Origin of the sequence: Stutzerimonas stutzeri KOS6, assembly GCF_000307775.2 — a bacterium.
Taxonomy (GTDB): Bacteria; Pseudomonadota; Gammaproteobacteria; order Pseudomonadales; family Pseudomonadaceae; genus Stutzerimonas; species Stutzerimonas stutzeri_B.
In genome coordinates, this window is record NZ_KK020676.1 from 1,004,215 (window position 1) to 1,020,902 (window position 16,688).

Here is a 16,688-nt window from a genome sequence, read left to right on the forward strand (position 1 = left end):
GGCGAGGGCGGTTGCAGGTAGACTAGGCGACCTGAACATTTCGGAGTGCGGTGGTGGAAAAGCTCAAAGGTGCCCTGGTCGTCGGTTCCCTGCGACTCTTTGCCCGGCTGCCCTGGCGTATGGTGCAGGGCCTGGGTTCGGCGATCGGCTGGCTGATGTGGAAACTGCCGAACCGTTCCCGCGAGGTGGCGCGGATCAACCTGCACAAGTGCTTCCCCGCACTCGATCCGGCGCAGCTCGATGCCTTGCTCGGCCGCACCCTGCGCGAGACCGGCATGACCTTCACCGAAAGTGCCTGCGCCTGGATCTGGCCGGCGGAAAAGACTCTGGGGCTGGTCAGGGAGGTCGAAGGCCTCGAAGTCCTGCAAGCGGCGCTGGCTTCGGGCAAGGGGGTAGTCGGCATCACCAGTCATCTGGGCAACTGGGAGGTGCTGAACCACTTCTACTGCGCGCAGTGCAAGCCGGTCATCTTCTATCGGCCACCGAAGCTCAAGGCGGTGGACGAGCTGCTGCAACGCCAGCGCGTGCAACTGGGCAATCGCGTCGCGCCCTCGACCAAAGAGGGCATCCTCAGTGTCATCAAGGAGGTTCGCCGTGGTGGCGCGGTCGGTATTCCGGCGGACCCCGAGCCGAGCCAGGGAAGTGGCATCTTCGTGCCCTTCTTCGCTACCCAGGCGCTGACCAGCAAGTTCGTCCCGGGCATGCTCGCCGGTGGCAAAGCGGTCGGCGTGTTTCTCCATGCGCTGCGCCTGGAGGACGGTTCGGGCTACAAGGTGATCCTCGAAGCGGCACCGGAAGCGATGTACAGCGAAGATGTGGAAACTGGCGTAGCGGCGATGAGCGCAATGATCGAGAAGTACGTCCGCGCCTATACCAGCCAGTACATGTGGACCATGAAGCGCTTCAAGAAGCGCCCCGCCGGCGAGAAGCGTTGGTACTGATCGGGGTCAAACGACAGCAGGGACGAGCGCATGCAAAACCAGAGACAGCATCCGCGTACCAATATGACGTGCCGCATCCGCATTGCGCATCCGGTCGTTGGCGAGGTCTTCGCTCAGACCCGCGATCTATCCGATGGCGGCGTCTACGTCCGTCATCCGGAGCTGGTGGTGCTGCATCCCGGCGACGTGGTGGCCGGCCAGGTCCAGGACCTGCCCACTCCGGCGCCGGAACTGCGGATGGTGGTGATGCGGGTGGATGCCGAAGGAGTCGGCCTGCGATTCGTGCGCGAAAACTGACTACTGGCCGGCTCAGTCGGGGGTAATCCGGTCGAGCCGGCGCAAGAATACGCTCATTTCCTTTTCAGCCTGCTTGTCACCATGCGCAATCGCGGCAGCGATGCCGCGCTCCCAGGCATGATGCGCGCCTTGCTTGTCGCCATCGGCCTGCAGCGCCTTGCCCAGCAGCTTCCAGGCCGCCGAGTACCTGGGGTCGAGTTCGACGCAGCGGCGCAGATGCTGGGCTGCCCTGCCCGGCTGTCCGGCGTCCAGGTAGCCCTTGCCAAGCCCGAAGCGGAGCATCGGATTGTCCATGCCTTGGGAGAGCATCTTTTCCAGCGATTCGAGCATCTTTTGGCCTTGAGTGGTACGTGGCGTCCAGTGGTTTCATCACTTTAGTGCAAAGCATTCACCGGGCAAGGCCGCCAGCATACGCCATTGGTCCTGGCTGTTACGCCTGTATCTTGCGGGCAATGTGTAACAGTCGTGTGGCGGTCAATGGGCTTCGTTCACGGCGCTGAGAAACTCCTGGGTGCGCTCCTCTTGGGGGTTGTTGAACAGCTCTTCCGGGCTGCCCTGCTCGTGAATCCTGCCCTGATGGAAGAAGCACACCCGATCGGCGAACTCGCGGGCGAAGCCCATCTGGTGGGTGACCATCAGCATGGTCAGGTTATGGGCCTCGCCAAGGCGGCGGATCACGTTCAGCACTTCGCCGCAGAGCTCCGGGTCCAGCGCCGAGGTCACTTCGTCGAACAGCATCACCTTCGGCCGCATGGCCAGTGCGCGGGCAATGGCGACGCGCTGCTGCTGGCCGCCGGACAGCTGTGCCGGGAAATGCTCCAGCTTGTCCTCCAGGCCGACCATCGCCAGCAGTTCCTCGGCCCGTTCCCGTGCTTCGGCCTTGCCGAGGCCAAGCACCTGCACCGGCGCTTCCACGACATTTTGCAGAACGCTCATATGTGGAAACAGGTTGAAACTCTGGAACACCATGCCGACCTTGCCGCGCACCCGTCGCAGGTGGCGCGCGTTGGCGGGGACCAGCTGGCCACCGGCATCGGGCATGTGCGTCAGCGGCTCGCCGTCGACTTCGATCACGCCTTCGTCAATGCCTTCCAGGGTCATCAGCACCCGTAGCAGGGTGGATTTCCCCGAACCGCTGGGGCCGATGATCGCCACCTTCTCGCCTTCCCCGATTTCCAGGTCGAGGCCATCGAGTACGGTCAGCTCGCCATAGCGCTTGGCCACGCCGGCGAAGCGCACCATCGGTTGCGCCGCGGTGGTCTGTGCAGGTGAACGGTTCGCCGCGTCGGCGGAATTGAGCAGCGTATTCATCGGGCCAGCTCCATGCGGTTTTCCAGGCGGCGCACGCACCAGGCGAGGCCGAGGCTGAGAATGAGGAAAAACAGGCCGACCATGGTGATCGGCTCCAGGTAGCGGAAACTCTCGGAGCCGATGTTCTTGGCCCGCTGCATGATTTCCACCACGGTGATCGCCGACAGTACCGGCGTGTCCTTGAGGATCGAGATCAGGTAGTTGCCCAGGGCCGGCAGCACCGGACGCAATGCCTGCGGCAGGATGACGTCGCGGTAGGCGGTCCAGGGCCGCATGTTCAGCGCGGTGACCGCTTCCCACTGCGAGCGTGGTACGGCATCCAGGCCGGCGCGGTAGACCTCGGCGGTGTAGCAGGCGTAATGCAGCGCAATGCCGATGATGCCGGCCTGCATGGCGCTGAGGCTGAGGCCGTAGTTGGGAAACACGTAAAAGAGGAAGTACACCTGGATCAGTAGCGGCGTGCTGCGGATGAACTCGATCAGTCCGGTGAGCGGCCAGGACAGCCAGCGCTTGCGGCTGCGTCGGCCGATGGCGAGGAACAGGCCGAGCACCACGGCGATGGCGAACCCGGCCAGCGCGATACCGATGGTGGTCAGCGAGGCATCCAGCAGGCGCGGCAGGATCTCGCGGGCGAACTGCCAGTCGAAGAAATTCATGACAGGCCTCCGCGCATACGTCCGCGGGCCAGCCGGCGTTCCAGCTGGCGCATGCCGAAGTTGATCGCCTGGGCCAGAACGAAGTAGATGAGCAGCGCCAGGCCGAAGATCTCCATGGTCATCAGCGTCGCCTGATCCAGCTGGCGGGCGCGGAAGGCCAGGTCCGAGAGTGTGATCAGCGATACCAGCGAGGTGTTCTTCAGCAGCTCGATCAGCAGGTTGGTTCCCGGCGGGATCGCCGCCAGCAGCGCCTGCGGCAGGATGATCCGACGCATGCGGGTGGCCGCTGTCATGTTCAGTGCCTGGCAGGCCTCGTGTTGGCCCTGATGCACCGAACGGATCGCGCCGCGCAGCACCTCGGCCCCGTAGGCGCCGATGTTCAGGCCCAGGCCGACCACCGCCACGGCGAACGCGCTCAGCTCGATGTTGAACGGTGGCATCGGCAGTACGAAATACAGCCAGAACAGCTGTACCAGCAGCGAAGAGCCGCGGAAGACTTCGATATAGGTGATGGCGATCCAGCGCAGTGGCGCCAGCGGCGACAGTCGTGCGAGCGCGCCGATCAGCGCGCAGGCAATGGCCAGCAGCGCGCCGAACAAGGTCACCTTGACAGTGATCCAGGCGCCCTGCAGCAGGAGGGGTAGCAATTCGATCATGATGGCGCTATCCGGTTGTCCGGAGCGCTGACCAAGGCTGCGCCAGCGGCGGCACAGCCTTGGTCAGCGTTCACAGGCGGGACAGCGGTCGGCGGCACCGACCAGCCGCCCGCCGGGCTTCAGGCGCCGCAGAGTTCGGCGGCAGTCTTGTCGGTGACGTTGGAGCGATCGAAGCCGAATGGCTCGATGGTCTTCAGATGCTCCTCGCTGCCCAGCCACTGCTTGAGTTCCGCATTGACCGCGTCACGCAGCGCCTTGTCCTGCGGGCGGAAGGCCAGCGCACCGTAACCGGCGCGGGCCGGATCGTCCTTGAAATCGGCGATGGCCTCGACATCGTCGCCGGCCTTCTCAGCCAACCCCTTCATCGTCAGCTGGGTGCCGATCGCGGCGTCGGCGCGGCCGCCGCGAACGGCCTGCAACTGGGACGTGGTATCCGGAACCTGGAGGATCTGCGAATCCTTGATGCCGGCCTTGCGCGCGTAGCCGAGGTTCACCGTGCCGGACATGATGGCGATCTTCACGTCGGGGTTGTTGGCGATGTCCTCGTAGCTGCGCAGGTTCTTCGGGTTGCCCTCGGCTACCAGCAGGGTGTCCAGCAGGCGGTAGTGCGGATCGGTGAACAGCACCTGCTTGCAGCGCTCCGGGGTGATGTACATGCCGGCGGCGATCAGGTCGAAGCGTCCGGCACGCAGGCCGGGAATCAGCGAACCCCATTCGGTGAGCACCGGCTTGATGGTGTCGATCTCCATGCGCTCGAATACCTTGCGCACGATTTCCGGTGATTCGCCGGTGACGCTGCCGTCGAGGGCGGTATAGGCGAAGGGCGTTTCGTTGGCATAGCCGATGCGGACGCTGCTGCTGTCCTTGATCTTTTCCAGGGTATCGGCCTGGGTGAGGCTGGCGAAACCGATGCTGGCCAGGGTGGCGCAGCCTATCAGCAGCCGGCGGGAGCGTGTCGTGATGGTGTTGTTCCTCATGGGGAGTTTCTCCTGTTCCTTTTAGAGACCCGAGGAATCGGATCGTTGGTTGTCTAGGAGGGTGTTGCTGGTTTCAGGTGTAAGGACGCCTGCGAAACGACAAGGTGCCGCAACAAACTGATCGACGATAGCCTGGCTCAATCAGGACGACGAAAAGGCGGCAAGCCAGGAGGGTACAAAAGCTGGCCATAAAAGGGAAATCGGAGGGGATATGGTTCGAATGGATGCGATCGCGATAATTGCTCGAAAGGCATGCGGTCGAGCATTGCATCGCTGACGATTGATAAAACGAAACGGCCCGCCAGAGGGCGGGCCGCTTTTGCCGTCAGTCGTTATCTAGAAGAACGTCAGGCCGGCCTGGAAGAGGCGCTCCACGTCACGGATGTGCTTCTTGTCCACCAGGAACAGGATGACGTGATCGCCGGACTCGATCACCGTGTTGTCATGGGCGATGAGCACCTGGTCGTCACGGATCACGGCCCCGATGGTCGCGCCTGGTGGCAGGGCGATCTTGCCGATGGCGCGCCCGACCACCTTGCTCGAGCGCGAGTCGCCATGGGCGATCACCTCGATGGCCTCGGCCGCGCCACGGCGCAGCGAGTGGGCGCTGACGATGTCGCCACGGCGTACGTGCGTCAGCAGGGTGCCGATGGTGGCAAGCTGCGGACTGATGGCGATGTCGATCTCGCCGCCCTGTACCAGGTCGACATAGGCCGGGTTGTTGATGATGCACATCACCTTGCGTGCACCCAGCCGCTTGGCCAGCAGCGAGGACATGATATTGGCCTCGTCGTCGTTGGTCAGGGCGAGGAACACGTCCGCCTCGTTGATGTTTTCCTCGACCAGCAGGTCGCGATCCGAGGCGCTGCCCTGCAGGATGATGGTGCTGTCCAGGGTGTCGGAGAGGTAGCGGCAGCGCGCCGGGTTCATCTCGATGATCTTCACCTGATAGCGGCTCTCGATGGCCTCGGCCAGCCGCTCGCCGATGTGCCCGCCGCCGGCGATGACGATGCGCTTGTAGTTCTCGTCGAGTCGGCGCATCTCGCTCATGACCGCGCGGATATGGCCCTTGGCAGCGATGAAGAACACTTCGTCATCGGCCTCGATCACCGTGTCGCCCTGAGGCAGGATCGCGTGATTGCGGCGGAAAATGGCCGCCACCCGGGTGTCGACGTTGGGCATGTGGCGGCGCAACTGGCGCAGCTCCTGGCCAACCAGCGGGCCACCGTAATAGGCACGCACCGCGACGAGCTGTGCCTTGCCTTCGGCGAAATCGATCACCTGCAGCGAGCCGGGATGCTCGATCAGGCGCTTGATGTAGTTGGTCACCACCTGCTCGGGGCTGATCAGCACGTCCACCGGGATCGCCTCGTTGGTGAACAGACCCGAGCGCACCAGATAAGCGGCTTCGCGTACGCGCGCGATCTTGGTCGGGGTATGGAACAGGGTGTAGGCGACCTGGCAGGCGACCATGTTGGTTTCATCGCTGTTGGTCACCGCCACCAGCATGTCGGCGTCGTCGGCACCGGCCTGGCGCAGCACTGTGGGAAACGATCCGCGCCCCTGGATGGTACGGATGTCCAGGCGATCACCGAGATCGCGCAGGCGTTCACCGTCGGTGTCCACCACGGTGATGTCGTTGGCTTCGCTGGCGAGGTGTTCGGCGAGGGTACCGCCGACCTGGCCGGCGCCGAGAATGATGATCTTCACGCGATCACTCCTGAGAGGCGGGCAATCGTTGCCGCTTCCATGTTGGGCTTGAGCGCACGGCGCCCGGTCGTTTAGGCAATGTGCCCACGCGGTTGTGCCGCGATCTTGATCAGCTTGGCATAGTAGAAACCGTCGTGGCCGTCCTCCTGCGGCAGCAACTGGCGACCGTGCGGTTGCTGGAGGCCGAAGCTGCCCGGCAGATCCAGCTCGCGAGCGCCCGGCGTGCGTTCGAGGAAGGCCCCGACCACCTCGCGATTCTCGGTTGGCAGCACCGAGCAGGTGGCGTAGAGCAGCACGCCACCGACTTCCAGGGTCGGCCACAGCGCATCGAGCATCTCACCCTGCAGCGCGGCGAGTGGCGCGATGTCCTCGGCCTGGCGGGTCAGCTTGATATCCGGATGACGGCGGATTACGCCGGTGGCCGAACAGGGCGCGTCGAGCAGGATGCGCTGGAATGGCCGGCCGTCCCACCACTGTGCGGTGGCGCGGGCGTCGGCAGCGACCAGCTCGGCGCTCAACTGCAGGCGATCAAGATTCTCCTGCACGCGCGCCAAGCGCTTGGGCTCAAGGTCCAGGGCGGTCAGGCCGGCCAGTTGCGGCTCGCGCTCGAGCAGGTGGCAGGTTTTGCCGCCCGGGGCGCAGCAGGCATCCAGCACGCGCTGGCCCGGCGCCAGGTCGAGCAGCGAGGCGGCCAGTTGCGCGGCTTCGTCCTGCACGCTGACTTTTCCTTCGGCAAAACCGGGCAGCTGATGCACGTCGCAGGGCGTGGCGAGACGGATGCCGTCCTCGCTGAACACGCAGGCATGCGCCTCGATGCCGGCGGCCTGCAGCTCGGCCAGGTAGGCGTCACGGCTGCCCTGGCGGCGATTGACCCGCAGCATCATCGGCGGGTGCGCGTTGTTGGCCGCACAGATGGCTTCCCAGTGCTCGGGCCAGTGGGCCTTGAGCGCCTTCTGCAGCCAGCGCGGATGCGCGACGCGAATGACCGGATCGTGTTCCAGCTCCGCCAGCAGCGCCTCGCCTTCGCGCTGAGCGCGCCGCAGCACGGCGTTGAGCAGGCCCTTGGCCCAGGGCTTCTTCAGCTTGTCGACGCAACCGACGGTTTCGCCAATCGCCGCATGGGCCGGAATACGGGTATGCAACAGCTGGTAAAGGCCGACCAGCAGCAAGGCCTCGACATCGCGATCGGCCGCCTTGAATGGCTTCTGCAACAGCCTGTCGGCCAGGCCCGCCAGACGTGGCTGCCAGCGGGCGGTGCCGAAGGCCAGCTCCTGGGTCAGGCCGCGGTCGCGCGCGTCCACCTTGCCGAGCACTTCCGGCAGGCTGCTGCCAAGTGACGCCTTGCCAGAGAGCACGACACCCAGCGCACGGGCTGCCGCCAGGCGCGGATTCATTGACCGAGTACCAGGCCGGGGGCGAACTGTTCGCGCCGGCTGTTGTACAGATCGGCAAAGCCGAGCGGTTTGCCGCCGGGCAATTGCAGGCGAGTCAGCAACAGGGCGCCTTCCCCGCAGGCCACGGTAAGCCCTTCCTTGCTCGCTTCGAGGATTCGCCCCGGCTCGCCCTGCCCTTCACCCAGTCGCGCGGCATGGATCTTCAGCGCATCGCCAGCCAGCATGCTGTGGCAAATCGGCCATGGATGGAAGGCGCGAATCAGTCGCTCCAGTTCGATGGCCGGCCGTGCCCAATCCACGCGGGCCTCGTCCTTGCTCAGTTTGTGCGCATAGGTGGCCAGGCTATCGTCCTGCACTTCCCCTGCGAGCGTGCCGTCGGCCAGGGCATCGACGGCCTGCACCACGGCCTGCGCGCCGAGTACGGCGAGGCGGTCGTGCAGGGTGCCGCCGGTGTCGTCGGCGGATATCGGCGTACGCACCTTGAGCAGCATCGGCCCGGTGTCCAGGCCGGCTTCCATCTGCATCACGGTGACGCCGGATTCGCTGTCACCGGCTTCGATGGCGCGCTGGATCGGCGCGGCACCACGCCAGCGCGGCAGCAGCGAGGCATGGCTGTTGATGCAGCCCAGGCGCGGCATGTCGAGCACCGCCTGCGGCAGGATCAGGCCATAGGCGACCACCACCATCAGGTCCGCCTGCAGCGCTGCCAGCTCCGTCTGCGCCGTCGGGTCACGCAGCGTCTGCGGCTGCAACACGGGGATGCCGTGCTGCACGGCGAGCTGCTTGACCGGGCTGGGCATCAGCTTCTGCCCGCGGCCGGCCGGGCGATCCGGCTGGGTGTAGACGGCAACGATCGTTCTGCCCGCATCGAGCAGGGCCTGCAGATGCTGGGCGGCGAATTCGGGGGTGCCGGCGAAAACGATGCGCAAGGGCTGGGTCATGGGGGCTCGCTAAGAAAAAGGCTTGCCGTAGCAAGCCTTCGAGGTTCGGGAATCAAGCCTGCTGGCGGTGAATTTTTTCCAGCTTCTTCTTGATCCGATCGCGCTTGAGACTGGAGAGATAGTCGACGAACAGCTTGCCGTTGAGGTGATCGCACTCGTGCTGGATGCATACCGCGAGCAAACCTTCGGCTACCAGCTCGTAGGGCTTGCCGTCGCGATCCAGCGCCTTGATCCGCACCTTCTGCGGGCGATCGACGTTCTCGTAGAAGCCCGGTACCGAAAGGCAGCCTTCCTGATACTGGTCCATCTCGTCGGTCAGCGACTCGAACTCGGGGTTGATGAAGACCCGCGGCTCGGACCGGTCCTCGGACAGGTCCATCACCACCACGCGCTTGTGCACATTGACCTGCGTCGCCGCCAGACCGATGCCGGGCGCCTCGTACATGGTCTCGAACATGTCGTCGATCAGCTGGCGGATGTCGTCATCGACCACATCCACCGGTTTGGCGATGGTGCGCAGCCGCGGATCGGGAAATTCAAGGATGTTCAGAATGGCCATATGCGTTTGTGATGCACTTATGGAATAAAGTCAAAAGCCGCTGCTAAGATGCCGAGCAGCAGGGAAAACGGCTTAATGCCGCGTTCCACAAGGGCTCCGCAGCGCTAGGGCGCTTTACGTGAAGGCACATAATAAAGGGATTCACCACATGAGGAAATCACTACTCGCCCTGCTGCTGCTGGCCGTGGGTGGACTCGCTCAGGCCGCGGTGCAGCTCAAGGACAATCATCCGGAGCGCTATACCGTGGTGAAGGGCGACACACTCTGGGACATTTCCGGCCGCTTTCTGCGCGAGCCGTGGAAATGGCCGGAGCTATGGCACGCCAATCCGCAGATCGACAATCCTCATCTGATCTATCCCGGTGACACCCTGAGCCTGGTCTATGTCGACGGCCAACCGCGGCTGGTCCTGGACCGCGGCGCTTCGCGCGGCACCATCAAGCTGTCCCCCAGCGTCCGCACCACATCGATGGCCGAAGCCATCCCGACCATACCGCTCGAGGCGATCAACAGCTTCCTGCTGAGTAACCGCATCATCGATACCGCCGAGCAGTTCCAGGGTGCGCCCTACATCGTCGCCGGCAATGCCGAGCGGGTGATCAGCGGCGCCGGCGATCGGATCTATGGCCGCGGCAGTTTCGCCGCGGGCATGCCGGCGTACGGCATCTTCCGCCAGGGCAAGACCTACGTCGACCCGGATACCGGCGAATTCCTCGGCATCAATGCCGATGACATCGGCACCGTGGAAATCGTCGAGGTCGAAGGCGACATCGCCACCATGCAGCTGACCCGCACCACACAGGAAGCCCGCATTGGCGATCGTCTGTTCCCCAGCGAGGAGCGGTCGGTCAACTCGACGTTCATGCCCAGCGCGCCCTCGGCGGACGTGAACGGTGTGATTCTCGATGTCCCGCGTGGCGTTACCCAGATCGGCCAGTTCGATGTGGTCACCCTGAACAAGGGGGCTCGCGACGGGCTGAAGGACGGCAACGTGCTGGCGGTGTACAAGACCGGCGAAACCGTGCGTGACCGGGTGACCGGCGAGAACGTGAAGATTCCAGACGAGCGCTCTGGCCTGTTGATGGTATTCCGCACCTACGACAAGCTCAGCTACGGCCTGATCCTGCAGGCCACCCGCTCGCTGGCGGTAAGCGACAAGGTTCGCAATCCCTGATCGAACAAGGCCCCGCATGCGGGGCCTTTTCATGCCGCAAGGAACGCCACCGCAAGGATGCGGTGCAACGAGACAAGGAGCGCTCGCCCATGCCTGCCATTTCCCCTGCCGAGCTCGATGCCCGGCTGCGCCTGCATCTGCTGCCCGAGCTGGGACCGCGGCGTTTGCGCAAATTGCTCAGTGCCTTCCCCGATGCCGCTTCGGCGCTTAGCGCGCCGGCCAGTGCCTGGCGCTCCCTGGGTTTGCCGGCAAGCTGTGCCGAGCCGCGGCGTAGCGCCGACATCCGCGAGCGCGCCAGCACGGCCCTGGCCTGGCTGGAAGGGCCTGCGCGACACCTGCTCTGCTGGGACGATCCCGGCTACCCCGCCTTGCTGGCCGAACTGCCGGACGCCCCGCCACTGCTCTTCATTGCCGGCGATCCGGCTCTGCTCGAGCGGCCACAGCTGGCGATGGTCGGCAGCCGGCGTGCATCGCGCAATGGACTGGACAACGCCAGGGCCTTCTCCCGCAGCCTGGCCGGTGCCGGCTTCGTCATCACCAGCGGTTTGGCACTGGGCATCGACGGCGCGGCACACCAGGGCGCACTGGATACCGGCGGCAAGACCGTCGCGGTGCTCGGCACCGGCCTCGAACGGCTGTATCCACAGCGTCATGCCGACCTGGCTGGCCAGATCGTCGAGCAAGGCGGCGCGCTGGTGTCCGAACTGCCGCTGGACTGCCCACCGCAGGCGGGCAACTTCCCGCGCCGCAACCGCATCATCAGCGGCCTGTCGCTGGGTGTACTGGTGGTCGAGGCGAGTCCATCCAGTGGCTCGCTGATCACCGCGCGACTGGCTGCCGAACAAGGTCGCGAGGTGTATGCGATTCCTGGATCGATTCACCATCCCGGCGCGCGTGGCTGTCATCAGCTGATTCGACAGGGCGCGACGCTGGTGGAGTCGGTCGAGGACGTGCTCGAAGCCCTGCGTGGTTGGCAGCGACTGGCGCCGCATCCGCCGGCCGCAGCGGCGGATGCGCAGCGCGGGCATCCGCTGCTGCGCGAGCTGTTGGCCGCGCCGCTGAGCAGCGAAGCGCTGGCGCTGGCGCTCGATCGGCCGTTGGCACAGGTGCTGGCCGAACTCACCGAGCTGGAAATCGACGGGCGGGTCGCCTGCGACAACGGCCTCTGGTCGGCCCGGACGCTGTCATAGGCCAGGGCACCGTAGTGCCGTAGATCGGGTTGAGTACAGCGTAATCCCGCACGGGGAGGATCGACTCATAACCCGCGGCGTGAGCCGGGCCTGGTCGCAGTGCTCCTCGACCCGGGTAGCTTCGCCCTCCGAGCTACGCAAGCTGTTCAACCCCTGCGCGGCGGCGAGGAGCTTGGGTACACTGCTGCCCTTTATCGAGCAGAGGTCGCCATGATCGGTAACTGGCGTGTGCAGCAGGTCGCTCGGGTAGTCCGGGCAGGTGGAGTGATTGGCTACCCCACCGAAGCGGTTTGGGGGGTGGGTTGCGATCCCTGGGACGAGGACGCGGTGATGCGCCTGCTGGCGCTCAAGGAGCGGCCGGTGGAGAAGGGCCTGATCCTGATCGCCGATGCCGTCGAGCAGTTCGATTTCCTTCTGGAGGATCTGCCCGAGCGTTGGCTCGATCGTCTGGCCGGAACCTGGCCAGGACCGAACACCTGGCTGGTGCCGCATCGCGGTCGCCTGCCGGAGTGGATCACCGGACGCCACGACAGCGTTGCCCTGCGGGTGACCGATCATCCGCTGGTCGCCCGACTGTGCGCGCTGACCGGGCCGCTGGTATCGACTTCCGCCAACCCGGCCGGTCGTCCCGCGGCGCGCTCGCGCTTGCGGGTCGAACAGTATTTCCCGCGACAGCTCGACGCCGTGTTCAACGGCCCGCTGGGCGGGCGGCGCAACCCCAGCGTCATCCGCGATTTGCGCACGGGCGAGGTGATTCGCCCGGCCTGAGCGGGCGGCGCACCTTCACCGCACACTCGCCGAGCGGCGGCTTCGGCCCCGCCTGCGCTGCGATCAGGGCAGCAGGATCGTCGATCCGGTGGTTTGCCCCGCGGTCAGCTTGCGCTGGGCTTCGGCCGCTTCGCCGAGAGCATAGCGCTGGCCGATCTCGACCTGGACCCTGCCGCTGCCGATCATCTCGAACAGCTCGTCGGCCATGGCCTGCAGACGTTCCGGCGTGTCGGCATAGCCGGCCAGGATCGGCCGGGTGACGAACAGCGAGCCCTTCTGCGCCAGGATACCCAGGTTGACTCCGGTGACGGCGCCCGAGGCGTTGCCGAAACTGACCAGCAGGCCGCGCGGGGCGACGCAGTCCAGCGAGGTTTCCCAACTATCCTTGCCCACTGAGTCATAGACCACCGGGCACTTCCTGCCTTCGGTCAGCTGCAGCACGCGCTGCACCACATCTTCACGGGTGCGATCGATGGTAGCCCAGGCGCCGAGGGCCTTGGCGCGCTCGGCCTTTTCCGCCGAGCCGACCACACCAATCAGGCGGGCGCCCAGTGCACTGGCCCACTGGCACGCGATGGAACCGACGCCGCCTGCGGCAGCATGGAACAGCACGGTCTCGCCGGCCTGCAGCGGGTGAACCTGACGCAGCAGGTACTGGCAGGTCAGACCCTTGAGCATCACCGCAGCGGCCTGCTCGTAGCTGATCGAATCCGGCAGTTTGACCAGATGCCGCGCCGGCAGCGTGTGGTGTTCGCCATAGGCGCCCAGCGGCCCGGTGGCATAGGCGACCCGGTCTCCCGGCTGCAGGCCTTGCACGCCCTCGCCCACCGCTTCGACCTCACCGGCGCCTTCGGTGCCCAGCCCGGACGGCAGGCTGGGCGGCTGGTACAGACCGCCGCGGAAATAGGTGTCGATGAAGTTCAGGCCGATGGCGTGGTTGCGTACGCGCACTTCGCCCGCGCCCGGCTCGCTGAGCGGTACATCGACCTGTTCCAGAACCTCGGGACCGCCGTGCTGGCTGAATTGGATGCGCTGGGACATGTCTGGCTCCTGGTCGTTTAAAGAGCGCCTATCCAACCTGCCGGGGCTGCGTTCGTCAATCAGTCGGATGCTATGCTTGCCGGCCGACCCCGTTTCAAGCACCGCTCGGCCGCGTCATGTCGGCTGCGTGCGGTCATTCGCAAGGTGATTTCGTGAACCACAGGACCGAAGCCGTCAAAGCCTATCTGCTCGATCTGCAGGACCGAATCTGCGCTGCGCTGGAGGCCGAAGACGGCGGCGCTGGCTTCACCGAGGACGCCTGGACCCGGCCCGGTGGCGGCGGCGGCCGGACGCGGGTGATCGAGAATGGCGCGCTGATCGAGAAAGGCGGCGTGAACTTCTCCCATGTGCATGGCGACAGCCTGCCGCCTTCGGCCAGTGCCCATCGCCCGGAACTGGCCGGGCGTGGCTTCGAGGCGCTCGGCGTGTCGCTGGTGATCCATCCGCACAATCCCTACGTGCCCACCTCCCACGCCAACGTGCGCTTCTTCATCGCCGAGAAGGAAGGCGAGGAGCCGGTCTGGTGGTTCGGCGGCGGCTTCGACCTGACCCCCTACTACGGCACCGAGCAAGACTGCGTGCACTGGCACCGGGTCGCCCGAGATGCCTGCGCGCCGTTCGGCGCGGATGTCTATCCGCGCTACAAGGAATGGTGCGATCGCTATTTCCACATCAAGCACCGCAACGAGCCGCGCGGCGTCGGCGGGCTGTTCTTCGACGATCTGAACCAGTGGGATTTCGACACCAGTTTCGCCTTTATGCGCGCGGTCGGCGATGCCTACCTCGACGCCTATCTGCCCATCGTTCAGCGGCGCAAGGCCGCGCCGTTCGGCGAGCGCGAGCGGCAGTTCCAACTGCTGCGCCGCGGCCGTTACGTCGAGTACAACCTGGTCTACGACCGCGGCACCCTGTTCGGCCTGCAATCGGGCGGACGCACCGAATCGATCCTGATGTCGCTGCCGCCGCAGGTTGCCTGGGGTTACGACAAGCACCCCGAGCCGGGCACGCCGGAAGCGCGGCTGACCGAATACTTCCTGCAGGATCGCGACTGGCTGGCGGACCTGCCCTGAACGCCGGCGCGTGCTCCGGCCTGCGCGGCTCTTCAGAAACGAATTTGATGCGAATTTGATGCAGAGGTATTTTCGATGGATCGCTACGGCGTATTCGGCAACCCGATCGGCCACAGCAAGTCGCCGCAGATTCACACCCTGTTTGCCGCGCAGACGGGACAGGCGCTGAGTTACGAGGCGCTGCTGGCGCCGCTGGACGACTTCCCGGCATTCGCCCGGGCATTCTTGCGCGATGGCCTGGGTGCCAATGTCACCGTGCCGTTCAAGGAGCAGGCCTACCGGATGGCCGATCAGCTGACCGAGCGCGCCCGCCGCGCCGGTGCGGTGAATACCCTGAAGAGGCTCGAGGACGGCCTTCTGCTCGGCGACAACACCGACGGTGCCGGGTTGGTGAGCGATCTGCTGAACGCCGGCGTGACGCTGGCGGGTCAGCGCATCCTGCTGCTGGGTGCCGGCGGTGCCGTGCGCGGCGTGCTCGAGCCATTGCTGGCTCAGCAACCTGCCGCACTGATCATCGCCAACCGCACGCCGAGCAAGGCCGTGCAGTTGGCCCAGGCGTTCGCCGAACTCGGCCCGCTGTCCGCCAGCGCGCTGGCCGATCTTGCCGACCCGGTTGACCTGATCATCAATGGCACGTCGGCCAGCCTCGGTGGCGAACTGCCGCCACTGGCCGACAGCCTGATCCAGCCCGACCACACTTTCTGCTACGACATGATGTATGGCGCCAGGCCCACGGCGTTCTGCCAATGGGCTGCGGCGCTGGGCGCGACCACCCGTGACGGGCTCGGCATGCTGGTGGAGCAGGCAGCGGAAGCCTTTGAGCTGTGGCGTGGCGTGCGACCGGACACCGCGCCGGTGCTTGCCGAACTGCGTCGTCAGTTGAGCTGAATCAGCCGCTGAAATGGATGCGCTGGTGCACGTGCTGCGGGCGCTCCAGCTCGTCGACGATCCCTGCCGCGATGCGCTGCAACTCCCGGTAGGGGTTGGCGTCACCCTTGGCGGCCGCCTCGGCCAGTGTCTCGACGGTCAACCGGTTGCCCGCCGAGGGTGCGTCCACCAGGGTCCAGTGCAACGGATGGGCTGCCAGCCGTTGCAGCGCCGCTTCTACCTCGGGCTGCTGCGCAATCGCCGGAAAGTCGGCGACCAGCAGCAGGCGCCCGACACTCGCCCGCGACAACCCAAGCAGCAGCGCCTCAACCGCCTGGTAGAGATCGTGCCGTGGCGATTCGCCGGTGACGGCATCGAGGCTCGGCAGCTGTGGCGTATGGAACAGGCAGATCACAGCGTCCATACCGGCCACGCTTTCACTGACGCTCAGCGGATCGAACGGATCGCCCGGCTTGGTTCGCAGTCCCGGTCGGGCGGAAATCGAATTGAGCTCTTCGAGCAATGCCACCGCTTCATGCTGGCGGCTGAGCAGTTCCACCAGCAGCGCACTGCCCAGATCGGCATGCGCGCCGTACAGCGCGAACTTCAGCCTGGGGGTTTCCGCGTTGAGCACGACGCGAGTGCCGCTCAGCGGCGCGTGATCAGGTAGCCGATCAGCGCGCAGGCGCCAGCGGCCAGTGCCAGGGTACCCAGCGGATGCTCCTTGGCGCAGTCGCGCGCGGCGCGGCCAGCTTCACGGGTGCGCTTGGACAGGTCGGCATAATGCTCGTCCCAGTGTTGGTCGTGCCAGAGCGATTCGGCCCGTGAGCGCAGGGCGCCGAGCCGGTGGCGCGAGTCGCGCGTGGCATCGTGCTTGAGCTCGTCTAGCGCACGCATCAGGCTGTCGATCTCGTGCTGGACTTCTTCGCGGGTGGTGGGCTTGCTGAAGCGGGACATGGTGGATCTCCCCTCGGGTAAGTGTGACCCTTTGACCCCGAAAAGGCCCGGAGGTGCCATGCGGCCATGCGCAGCTCCAGCGCAGCGAGCATCGGCTCGGTCCGACCGACTTTCGCTGGACCGCTCAACGGCAACAGGCGAGTCGCCGCGCGATTACCTATACTGCGCGACGTCTACCA

19 protein-coding genes are annotated in these 16,688 nt (G+C 65.6%); 7 read left to right on the plus strand and 12 right to left on the minus strand.

The window, feature by feature from the left end; all coding sequences use genetic code 11:
- The first annotated feature begins 53 nt into the window (after window positions 1–53).
- Window positions 54–941, plus strand: a complete 888-nt coding sequence (locus B597_RS32855; RefSeq protein WP_024161906.1) for a lysophospholipid acyltransferase — start codon at window positions 54–56, stop codon at window positions 939–941.
- A gap of 30 nt (window positions 942–971) precedes the next feature.
- Window positions 972–1,238, plus strand: coding sequence for a PilZ domain-containing protein (locus B597_RS32860; protein WP_003291853.1), 267 nt, complete (start codon window positions 972–974; stop codon window positions 1,236–1,238).
- Window positions 1,239–1,250: 12 nt separating this feature from the next.
- Here B597_RS32860 and B597_RS32865 read toward each other — a convergent pair whose 3' ends face one another.
- The 9 genes from B597_RS32865 to def all read right to left on the minus strand — a co-directional run bounded on the left by B597_RS32865 (window position 1,251) and on the right by def (window position 9,442).
- Complete coding sequence (locus B597_RS32865; protein ID WP_003291854.1) at window positions 1,251–1,568, minus strand: tetratricopeptide repeat protein; 318 nt, start codon at window positions 1,566–1,568, stop codon at window positions 1,251–1,253.
- 144 nt (window positions 1,569–1,712) lie between these two features.
- The gene (ehuA, locus tag B597_RS32870) at window positions 1,713–2,480 is read right to left on the minus strand and encodes an ectoine/hydroxyectoine ABC transporter ATP-binding protein EhuA (RefSeq protein ID WP_192939418.1); all 768 of its coding nucleotides are present in this window, start codon (window positions 2,478–2,480) and stop codon (window positions 1,713–1,715) included.
- Between the two features lie 65 nt (window positions 2,481–2,545).
- Window positions 2,546–3,205 (minus strand): ectoine/hydroxyectoine ABC transporter permease subunit EhuD, encoded by a 660-nt coding sequence (gene ehuD / locus B597_RS32875; protein WP_003291856.1) that lies wholly within the window; start codon window positions 3,203–3,205, stop codon window positions 2,546–2,548.
- Window positions 3,202–3,861 carry an ectoine/hydroxyectoine ABC transporter permease subunit EhuC gene (gene ehuC, locus B597_RS32880; RefSeq protein ID WP_003291857.1) on the minus strand — a complete coding sequence of 220 codons (660 nt, stop codon included), beginning with the start codon at window positions 3,859–3,861 and terminating at the stop codon, window positions 3,202–3,204. Before ehuC ends, ehuD begins: the two co-directional genes overlap by 4 nt.
- A 119-nt stretch (window positions 3,862–3,980) precedes the next feature.
- A complete protein-coding gene (ehuB, locus tag B597_RS32885; RefSeq protein ID WP_003291859.1) occupies window positions 3,981–4,838 on the minus strand; it encodes an ectoine/hydroxyectoine ABC transporter substrate-binding protein EhuB in 858 nt (285 codons plus the stop codon).
- Between the two features lie 336 nt (window positions 4,839–5,174).
- Entirely contained in the window at window positions 5,175–6,548 is a 1,374-nt protein-coding gene (gene trkA, locus B597_RS32890; RefSeq protein WP_003291860.1) for a Trk system potassium transporter TrkA, read from the minus strand.
- A 71-nt stretch (window positions 6,549–6,619) separates the two neighbouring features.
- Window positions 6,620–7,942 carry a 16S rRNA (cytosine(967)-C(5))-methyltransferase RsmB gene (gene rsmB / locus B597_RS32895; protein ID WP_003291861.1) on the minus strand — a complete coding sequence of 441 codons (1,323 nt, stop codon included), beginning with the start codon at window positions 7,940–7,942 and terminating at the stop codon, window positions 6,620–6,622.
- The gene (gene fmt, locus B597_RS32900; protein WP_003291862.1) at window positions 7,939–8,883 is read right to left on the minus strand and encodes a methionyl-tRNA formyltransferase; all 945 of its coding nucleotides are present in this window, start codon (window positions 8,881–8,883) and stop codon (window positions 7,939–7,941) included. Before fmt ends, rsmB begins: the two co-directional genes overlap by 4 nt.
- A 52-nt stretch (window positions 8,884–8,935) precedes the next feature.
- Window positions 8,936–9,442 carry a peptide deformylase gene (gene def / locus B597_RS32905; RefSeq protein ID WP_003291863.1) on the minus strand — a complete coding sequence of 169 codons (507 nt, stop codon included), beginning with the start codon at window positions 9,440–9,442 and terminating at the stop codon, window positions 8,936–8,938.
- Between the two features lie 148 nt (window positions 9,443–9,590).
- On the opposite strand from def, the gene B597_RS32910 reads away from it, so the two are divergent.
- From B597_RS32910 to B597_RS32920, 3 genes are all read left to right on the plus strand, one after another.
- Complete coding sequence (locus tag B597_RS32910; protein WP_003291864.1) at window positions 9,591–10,616, plus strand: LysM peptidoglycan-binding domain-containing protein; 1,026 nt, start codon at window positions 9,591–9,593, stop codon at window positions 10,614–10,616.
- An 89-nt stretch (window positions 10,617–10,705) separates the two neighbouring features.
- Entirely contained in the window at window positions 10,706–11,806 is a 1,101-nt protein-coding gene (gene dprA, locus B597_RS32915; protein WP_024161907.1) for a DNA-processing protein DprA, read from the plus strand.
- A 210-nt stretch (window positions 11,807–12,016) separates the two neighbouring features.
- Window positions 12,017–12,574, plus strand: coding sequence for an L-threonylcarbamoyladenylate synthase type 1 TsaC (locus tag B597_RS32920; RefSeq protein WP_003291866.1), 558 nt, complete (start codon window positions 12,017–12,019; stop codon window positions 12,572–12,574).
- 63 nt (window positions 12,575–12,637) lie between these two features.
- Here B597_RS32920 and B597_RS32925 read toward each other — a convergent pair whose 3' ends face one another.
- A complete protein-coding gene (locus tag B597_RS32925) occupies window positions 12,638–13,615 on the minus strand; it encodes a quinone oxidoreductase family protein (RefSeq protein WP_003291867.1) in 978 nt (325 codons plus the stop codon).
- Between the two features lie 152 nt (window positions 13,616–13,767).
- Between B597_RS32925 and hemF the strand changes: the two genes are divergently transcribed.
- The gene (gene hemF / locus B597_RS32930; protein ID WP_003291868.1) at window positions 13,768–14,685 is read left to right on the plus strand and encodes an oxygen-dependent coproporphyrinogen oxidase; all 918 of its coding nucleotides are present in this window, start codon (window positions 13,768–13,770) and stop codon (window positions 14,683–14,685) included.
- Between the two features lie 75 nt (window positions 14,686–14,760).
- Entirely contained in the window at window positions 14,761–15,573 is an 813-nt protein-coding gene (gene aroE / locus B597_RS32935) for a shikimate dehydrogenase (RefSeq protein WP_003291869.1), read from the plus strand.
- Between the two features lies 1 nt (window position 15,574).
- Here aroE and B597_RS32940 read toward each other — a convergent pair whose 3' ends face one another.
- Together B597_RS32940 and B597_RS32945 are read right to left on the minus strand one after the other, a co-directional pair.
- Entirely contained in the window at window positions 15,575–16,186 is a 612-nt protein-coding gene (locus tag B597_RS32940) for an NAD(P)-dependent oxidoreductase (protein ID WP_003291870.1), read from the minus strand.
- A 14-nt stretch (window positions 16,187–16,200) separates the two neighbouring features.
- Complete coding sequence (locus B597_RS32945) at window positions 16,201–16,509, minus strand: ElaB/YgaM/YqjD family protein (protein ID WP_003291872.1); 309 nt, start codon at window positions 16,507–16,509, stop codon at window positions 16,201–16,203.
- Between the last annotated feature and the right edge of the window lie 179 nt (window positions 16,510–16,688).